7 protein-coding genes and 1 pseudogene are annotated in these 7,806 nt (G+C 46.8%); 2 read left to right on the top strand and 6 right to left on the bottom strand.

Annotation, left to right across the window (positions count from 1 at the left end; translation table 11 throughout):
- Positions 1-1,010: 1,010 nt before the first annotated feature.
- The 5 genes and pseudogenes from OXH00_01835 to OXH00_01855 form a co-directional block, all read right to left on the bottom strand.
- Positions 1,011-2,990: a leucine-rich repeat domain-containing protein gene (locus OXH00_01835; protein MCY3739741.1), complete on the bottom strand. Its 1,980-nt coding sequence runs from the start codon at positions 2,988-2,990 to the stop codon at positions 1,011-1,013.
- A 10-nt stretch (positions 2,991-3,000) separates the two neighbouring features.
- Positions 3,001-4,128: an oligogalacturonate lyase family protein gene (locus OXH00_01840; GenBank protein MCY3739742.1), complete on the bottom strand. Its 1,128-nt coding sequence runs from the start codon at positions 4,126-4,128 to the stop codon at positions 3,001-3,003.
- A gap of 79 nt (positions 4,129-4,207) precedes the next feature.
- Positions 4,208-4,450: a type II toxin-antitoxin system HicB family antitoxin gene (locus OXH00_01845; GenBank protein MCY3739743.1), complete on the bottom strand. Its 243-nt coding sequence runs from the start codon at positions 4,448-4,450 to the stop codon at positions 4,208-4,210.
- 12 nt (positions 4,451-4,462) lie between these two features.
- A pseudogene (locus tag OXH00_01850) lies at positions 4,463-4,651 on the bottom strand (type II toxin-antitoxin system HicA family toxin).
- 50 nt (positions 4,652-4,701) lie between these two features.
- Entirely contained in the window at positions 4,702-5,532 is an 831-nt protein-coding gene (locus OXH00_01855; GenBank protein ID MCY3739744.1) for an HAD family hydrolase, read from the bottom strand.
- A gap of 258 nt (positions 5,533-5,790) precedes the next feature.
- Between OXH00_01855 and OXH00_01860 the strand changes: the two genes are divergently transcribed.
- Entirely contained in the window at positions 5,791-6,666 is an 876-nt protein-coding gene (locus OXH00_01860) for a DUF58 domain-containing protein (GenBank protein MCY3739745.1), read from the top strand.
- Between the two features lie 15 nt (positions 6,667-6,681).
- Complete coding sequence (locus OXH00_01865; GenBank protein MCY3739746.1) at positions 6,682-7,482, top strand: ABC transporter ATP-binding protein; 801 nt, start codon at positions 6,682-6,684, stop codon at positions 7,480-7,482.
- Positions 7,483-7,520: 38 nt separating this feature from the next.
- On the opposite strand, the gene OXH00_01870 is transcribed toward OXH00_01865, so the two are convergent.
- On the bottom strand, positions 7,521-7,806 hold a 286-nt coding region (locus OXH00_01870), incomplete at its 5' end, for a hypothetical protein (GenBank protein ID MCY3739747.1).

Consider the following 7,806-nt stretch of genomic DNA (forward strand, 5'->3'; position numbering starts at 1 on the left):
ATAGCAGCTTCTAACCAAAAACCTAAGCCCTGTAAGGGCGGCATGTGTAGAGACATTGCTACCAAATGTTATGAAAAATCGCTAAATTGACACCTATGGTGTGGTTTTGCGGCGTACACGCCTGCCCCCCTGATAAGGGGGGATAAAGGGGGGTGTTTTTGCTGGGGGTGTTTTTGATAGGGTATTTCTCGTATTGCTTGGGTATTTCTGCGGATTTCTTGCGACCGGCATTCCTAACCGAACCGGATACTCCGCGGCAACCTTGATAACTTCAAAACCCTCTTGAGTTCCGTAGGATTTATTTGCTTGGGTGTTTCTGCAGCATCTCTGTAGAAAACCGTAACCCCCACAAACCAAGCCCCGTAGGGGCGGCATTTGTAGTCCCGTAGGTTGGGTTGAACGGATGCCACCAAAACCCGAAAATCAAAAAAAAACACAACTCGCTCCAGATACACCACATCCATCAGAGACCGAGGGAAACCCAACGCTTTGCCTTTGAAGGTTCCGAGACCCTGACAGCGTAAAGTTGGGTTTCACTCCGTTTATGAATAGATATAGCCGGATACTAACTTTCAGGTGTGTTTGGCATATTAACATCCGACTTCTCAACACCGTTCAACCCAACCTACGGGACTCAGAGACCTTATCACAAAAATCACAAAAATCACAAAAATCACAGTTCAGACTTAATATGCCGAGAATGCCACGAAAAATCGCTAAATTGACACCTATGGTGCGGTTTCCCAACCGCACCGGATTTTTAGTTCAGGCAAAGATCTTGGGTGCCACAAACGTTCCCTAATCCCGTAGGGATGGCATCTCTGTAGAAACGCAGATCATAGAAAAAATAGCCCCGTAGGGGGTTTTTGATAGGGTGTTTCTTCAGCATCTATAGAAATCAGCATCAAAAATGCCATGGAAAATCTCTAACTAAATTGACTTTTGAGTCCCGTCGGAACGATAGGTCTACAGATACTTGTAGTCGGAATTTGTAACCCCGATTTGAAATGTTATTGCCCAAACGCATTTGCCACAATCACCAAATCCTGAATATTCACGACTTCATCACCGTTAAGATCTGGTTCCGCTTCGCCAAACGCATTCGCAACTAATACAAGATCCTGAATATTGACAACACCATCACCATTGACATCCGCGGATGGACTGGTTTCCTGTTTCAGATAGATTTCACCGTCGAGATCGGGTATCGTATGTGCTGTGCCAGTGAGACCGCTGGCAACCCCTGATACCTTCTCTGGAAGTTCCATCTCCTGTGCCGTGCCGGACCGATTATACACTGCCCAACCGTTGGTGAACTCTCGGATGAACAAACCCTCTCGGTTTTCATAAAGTTGTGCTTTCTCACCGATCGGTTGACCGAGATCAGCATCCCAAAAATCATACCAGTAGTGTTCATGTTGTATGCCACCATTGTAAAGCACATAGCCATCCGAGTGGGTAAGACTCATTGCCGTAAAGACTCGCATCCACTGAAGATTTCTGGGGCTGTCCGGGGGTTCTGTCGGTATGCCCCACCCTTCCAAACAATTGACACGCGGCTCCCGAAGATTCTCATCTGCCCAAAGCAGTGTGCTTTCTATCTCAGCAAGTCCATCGTGTGTATAGCCTGCATCATGGTCCCGACCCGTTTCCATAAAAGTGCCGTTGATTGCCCAGCCGGTGCGCGGAATTTTGCGTCGATTTGTGTTGACGAGGATCAAGAAATCTTCGCGCACCGCTTCACGGATCCGGGTGAGGATAATATCCCGAGCGCGCTGCTCTGCTTCAAAGCCTACGTATCCTTCAGACCAGTCCCCTCCTCCGATAGTCGCAAGGACGGGACCGTCTTCTGTCCACCAGTCGAAAAAGATACCATCATAAAGACCACATTTTGAAACAGCAATCGCCTCTTCAACGATTTTATCAATTACAATAGGCTTTGTAAAGTCCAAGAGTAATCCGCCATCCCACCAAGCAACGATCCGTTCTCCATTTTCATCGCGCAGCCAATATGGCGAACCTTCTGGGTGACTTGTCGGATAGGCCTCCCGCATCTCCAATCCAGCAATAAATAGCATGTTTGGATTCTGGGCAAGGTACGCGTCTCGCAATTCAATTGCTGGGTTCATTTCTCCCACTACCCTTTTGCCTTCCGGTGTTTCCCTGAATTGCTGATTGAAAATAAGGCAACAAAAATAGAGATCGTGAAGTGCCATCTGCTCTAAATCTGACTTTTCAGGGAGATTCAGAACAGGGCTCCATCCTATCCCACCCCACGCACTAAAAATGGAGGGAAAACGTCTATTCTCAATACGTTCGTGGATAGGCAAATTTGATAAAATACAAACTTCATCGTATTCAAAGATCGTTAAAGATAAGGCATCAAGAGGACTGTGGTCTATAATTTTGTTACCCTGTATTTGCAGTTCTTCCAACTTGGTTAGACTTGCCAGCGGACTGACATCAACGATTCTATTGTCATTTAACCTTAATTCAGTAAGTTCTGTTAAATTTTTCAGTGGTGTAATGTCTTCAATCAAATTATAACGAAGATTCAGTCTTCTCAATTGTATTAAAGTCACGAGCGGCGTAATATCTGAAATTTTGCATCCCGCAAGATGAAGCTCTCTCAACTCGGTTAGATTCGCCAAAGGAGAAATATCCGATATTGGGTTTGCCCAGAGATATAATGTTTCTAACTTGAAAAGTTCAGTAAGAGGACTTAAGTCACTAACATGATTTTCAGCAAACGACAACCAAGCAATATTAGTTGCATGTTCCATTCCTGTCAAATCAGTTATCTCTTTCCTATAAGCATCTAATGTCGTTAGTCGTTGCATTTCCACCTGCGTCAGCGGTATTTCATCTGGCAATTCAAGTGTCTCCCGCACGACTCGCCGCAAATTCGGATCCGGCATCCACGCCTCTTGTGCCGATGCAATGCTGCACGCAGCAAGAACACATAAGCCAATTACAAAAAACTGTCTCATTCTTTTCGCCTTACGGAATCACAGCAACGTAAACCTGCGAATGCCCCGAAACATCTGACGTATACACAACAGCCGTTTCATCAGGACTAAAAGAGGGGTGCGGGTGCGTCCACTGCGGTCCATACACCGTGTCCACCTTCATCTCCATCCAACTCAAGGCTTTCTCTCGATCGCCTGATTGCTGTGCCGCTGCCCAATCCTCAGCGAGCGCATATCGATCCGTTTTCCACTGGCTCCCACTGGATGAACTTTCTGGATAACAGATAGGCGTATGTTCGCCTGTTTCCACGTCTACCAACCGCAAACCGATATCTGGGTGAACAGTATCGCACAAGACCTTCGTTCCATCGCGATTACTGGCGATGTGCCACGCATTGAAATCGGAAATCGTCTGCATCTGGAGGGTGTCCAAAGACATCCGCCGAAGCGCATAGGGCCAATGCGTCACAATTAATTCGTCCTTTGCACCGAGAAAGGTCTCGTGGACAAGAAACTCATTGTTGTCATGTTGATAGAGCGAGCGGTTTTTTGTGCCATCGCGCCGAATCGTCCACATCCGGGGGGCGGGATCGCCTGAATACGCGATGAGGTCAGGGTGTTTCGGGTGAAACTGCGGATGGATAATCGTCTGATCTGGTGACGTATAGATAACCTCGCCGCCGCTGCCATCCGTAGCGGTTACGGTGATGTGCGATTTATCGTCGCGCTTCATCGCCGTTACAATGAACCGTTCATCCGCGCTAACACTACATTCACCGAGACCCCCATCTGGAAATTCCGCCAGCACGCGTTCCTCAAAAGTATCAAGATGAATCGCCTTTATAGCGTCTGCTTGCGTGTAAAACAGTTCGGTGCCATCTTTGGAGATCACACCGGAGTAGCCGTGGATGTCGTCGGCATCTGTCAGTTGGACAATATCGCCATTCGGAAATTCCAGTTTGAAAAAATTCGGTTTCCCTGAACGGTAGGAAGTAAAGATGAGATGCTTTTGGTCGGGCGTGAATGAAGAAGTCAGAAAATAGAGGTTATGGTTGATAGAAGTATCGTTTGTGAGTTGATAGATATGCGCGCCCGTTTGGCTGTCTTGGAATTCTTGTAGTTCCGAAGGATGAACGGACGCTTTTGCGTAGTTTGTCATAGTGTTCTCCATTGCGTATAGAGGACCACAAGCTAAATACAGTCTTTCCGCCACAGTGCCAAGTGTTCCGTTACCTACACTAAATCCGTGCCTCAATTAATTCGGATGACACACCTTGATCGGTTTCAACGGGCAACGTAAACGATGGCAATGGAATATCATAACCAGCTTCTTGTAGTCCTTCAATATGAAAATCGATAGCTTCAGTGATCAATTGCCGTACTTCTTCCATTGTTTCACCTACAACGGCACATCCTGGAAGGTCGGGGACATATCCACCATAGTTGTTTCCACATTTTTCAAAAATAACGACATATTCCATAAAACTTTCTCCTCAATTCTTAAGAGCCGCTTGCTTTAGAATATTATTGAGTGTTCCCTTGGAGATATCCTCGTTTGGTTTTCCTGCGATTGTCACGATTCAGGGTTTTGTTGGATGTTTAAACTGTTTATGACTGCCTCGCGTTCGGGCCAAATACCACCCATCATCTTGAATTATTTTAACAATCTGTCTATATTTCATCCTATCGTCACTTCCAATTATACACGCTCTTTGCGTTTATTGCAAAAAAATTAAGTGAACAGGTAGCTTAGCAGCTGCGAGCTTTCACGGAAATCGGGGATGATAATATCTGCGCCCGCGCGGATCAGACGTTCCCGTTTGTCGGCGTTCATATTGTACCTATTGTCCTCTACAGACGCAACACCGACAGCGATTGCCCCCACCGCTTTCGCATTTTCGATCTCCACGTACCCGTCTCCGACGATGAGCAATTCATCCCCGCTAAGCGCAAAGTCTGTGATGATTTTCTGGATAACCATGGCTTTTGAAAACTTTTTATATTCCCGTAACGCACCGAAAATCCCACCATCAAAGTATTTGGCAACACCGAGGAGTGATGCCTCGTTTTTGACGAATTCAACATCCGTCCCACTGGCGAGATAGCAGTTTATCCCCATCTCACGTAGGCTTTGGAGAAATTCAAGAGACATCGGCACCCGGAGCGGCTCGGCGGACAGTTTCCCTGCTGCAAGGTCAGCGATTCTCTCTTCGACGACGGGCAGCAATCGACGGTTGTATTCGTCTTTGTAGGCAAGTGGTTCCTTCGGTGTTCCGCCGCGTTTCTCTATCTCTTCGCCTAATTGCATCATCTGATAGATCGTCTGCTTACCCGTCAGCCTATCCACAAATTCAACGACAAGTGCCTCAAGTTGTTCTGGTGTCTCGATGGTATCCGTTTCGGTCTGAAGAAATTCAACCATCATCGGTACCATCACGTTCTGCCAACCGTCTCGGATGAGCGAGATCGTGCCATCAAAATCAAAGACGACATGACGGATGTTCCCTGTTTGAATCTCACGGTGGATCTCAATTGTGGTGTTGTCCAAAAATAGATTTTCCATAGTTATCCTGGGATGGTTATCGGTTATCAGTTATCAGTTATCAGTTAAGAGGGTTTTTGTAGCAGTTGAGGTTACTGTTCAAGCAACAGCAAACCTCTTGTAACTCTCACTGCGAGGCAAACTGACAACCGCTAAAAAGGCGTTGATCCCTCTGTTCTTTTGTGATAGTATAATGGCATTGCGATAGTTAAGCAAGTCTTTTCATTCCTACTTGCAGGTTCCAACTTGCTATAAAGGATCACAGCAGGAACATAACCGATGAACGAAAAAGAGATTCTCAAAAAAATCCAACGCATCGAAATATTTACCAATCGCTTGGTTAACACCGTCTTTGCGGGTGAGTATGAAAGCGTCTTCAAAGGGCAAGGAATTACCTTTGATGAAGTCCGTGAGTATCAAGTCGGCGATGAGATACGTACGATCGATTGGAATGTTACCGCACGCATGGGACAGGCTTATATTAAAAAATACGTAGAAGAACGCGAACTCGTGATGATGTTGGTTGTGGATATGAGTGCCTCCACGAGTTTCGGGAGTATCTCTGAGACAAAAGCGGAAGTTGCCGCGGAAATTGCCGCCCTACTTGCCTTTTCCGCCATCAAAAACAACGATAAAGTCGGGCTTATCTGCTTCACCGGTGCCGTTGAACACTACGTCGCGCCACGGAAAGGGAAACGGCACGTCTTGCGCGTCGTCCGAGATATTCTCCGTTTTCAACCCCAGCAGCCCAGAACAAATATTGAAACAGCGTTGGGGTTCGTAGATCAAGTGCTTAAACCGCACAGTGTTGTGTTTCTCATTTCCGATTTTAAGGATACGGGGTACGAAAAGCAGTTACGCTTGAGTAGCAAGCGACATTCACTCATCGCTATCACGCTACAGGACAGGCGAGAACTGGAATTGCCGGATGTCGGGTTGATAGAACTCGAAGATGCTGAGACTGGAGAGACGATGATCGTTGACACACGTTCCGAAGAAGCACGGCAGTTATACGCAGAACTGAATCAGCGTGCCGATACGGAACGTCGGCAGATTTTCCGCACAAATCAGGTTGATGCTATTGACATCAGAACAGATGAATCGTATGTGAAACCCCTTATCCGATTTTTCCGTCAACGTGCTGCCCGAAATTAGAGTTTTTGTAGAATTATGAGTAGATTAGCGGTAAAAAATTTAACCCAAACCTTTGTTGAAAAAGATGCCGAATTGCCGGTGTTAGACGATTTGAACCTCTCTGTTGATGATGGAGAGTTTGTCGCTTTGTTGGGGCCCTCCGGCTGTGGCAAGAGTACGCTTTTTAATATTATCTCCGGGCTGCTCGCGCCAGATACCGGGGAAGTTCATCTCAATGGCAGACGCATCAACGGCAACACCGGAGATTTCGCCTATATGCAACAGAAGGATCTCCTCTTACCGTGGCGGACAGTACTCAGGAACGTACTCATCGGTCCAGAGATTCAGGGAGAACCGCTTGACACAGCGAAAACAGAGGCAACACAGCGTTTGACACAGCTCGGATTGGGCGGCTTTGAAAACAGTTATCCGATGCAACTGTCGGGCGGGATGCGGCAACGCGTCGCGCTCGTCCGAACACTCCTTTTTCGGAAAGAACTCTTACTTTTAGATGAACCTTTCGGTGCCTTGGATGCAATGACACGCACCGTCATGCAGTCGATTCTGCTTGATATCTGGGCAGATGCGCGACAGACCGTGTTGCTTATCACCCACGATATTGAGGAAGCACTTCTACTCGCAGATAAAATCTATGTTTTGACAGCCAGACCCGCAACACTAAAAGCAGAGGTTCCTATCCCTTTGCCTCGTCCGCGTAACGTCACGGATACTTCCCTCATTCGCCTGAAAAGTGAACTTTTAGCGTTATTGCAAGTCGAGATGTCGAAGGTCTTCGGAACGGATTCGCGCGATTCCGCGTTTCCCCAGGCCCGGTAGGCGCGGTTTTATGAAGTTTAAGAAAATATTATTTTTCGTTATTCTGCGTCTGAATCCTTTAGCAAGGTCCTCCAAAATGAACGTGATGGACGGTTCATGTTATCGAACATCTCGTAATTCCCCTTCTCACAAAATTCGTAAAGTGCTTCAGTAAGAGGAATTTCAAACCCAGATGCTTCTGCAGCAGCAAGGAAATAGGGCAATTCCGGGTATTTCACAACGAGTTTCTTCCCGTCTCCGTCAATGATGCGTTTAGCGATGCCATCAAACTGGCCGCGCCAACCATCACCCATACCGACCGCTTCACGAATTGCGTTTGGATCC

This window comes from Candidatus Poribacteria bacterium (assembly GCA_026706025.1).
Taxonomy (GTDB): Bacteria; Poribacteria; WGA-4E; order WGA-4E; family WGA-3G; genus WGA-3G.

Excerpts from the sequence above, each read along its gene's own strand:
- OXH00_01860 (MCY3739745.1), top strand. The coding sequence starts at position 5,791 with ATGAACGAAAAAGAGATTCTCAAAAAAATCCAACGCATCGAAATATTT.
- OXH00_01865 (MCY3739746.1), top strand. The coding sequence starts at position 6,682 with ATGAGTAGATTAGCGGTAAAAAATTTAACCCAAACCTTTGTTGAAAAA.
- OXH00_01855 (MCY3739744.1), bottom strand. The coding sequence starts at position 5,532 with ATGGAAAATCTATTTTTGGACAACACCACAATTGAGATCCACCGTGAG.
- OXH00_01835 (MCY3739741.1), bottom strand. The coding sequence starts at position 2,990 with ATGAGACAGTTTTTTGTAATTGGCTTATGTGTTCTTGCTGCGTGCAGC.
- OXH00_01840 (MCY3739742.1), bottom strand. The coding sequence starts at position 4,128 with ATGACAAACTACGCAAAAGCGTCCGTTCATCCTTCGGAACTACAAGAA.
- OXH00_01845 (MCY3739743.1), bottom strand. The coding sequence starts at position 4,450 with ATGGAATATGTCGTTATTTTTGAAAAATGTGGAAACAACTATGGTGGA.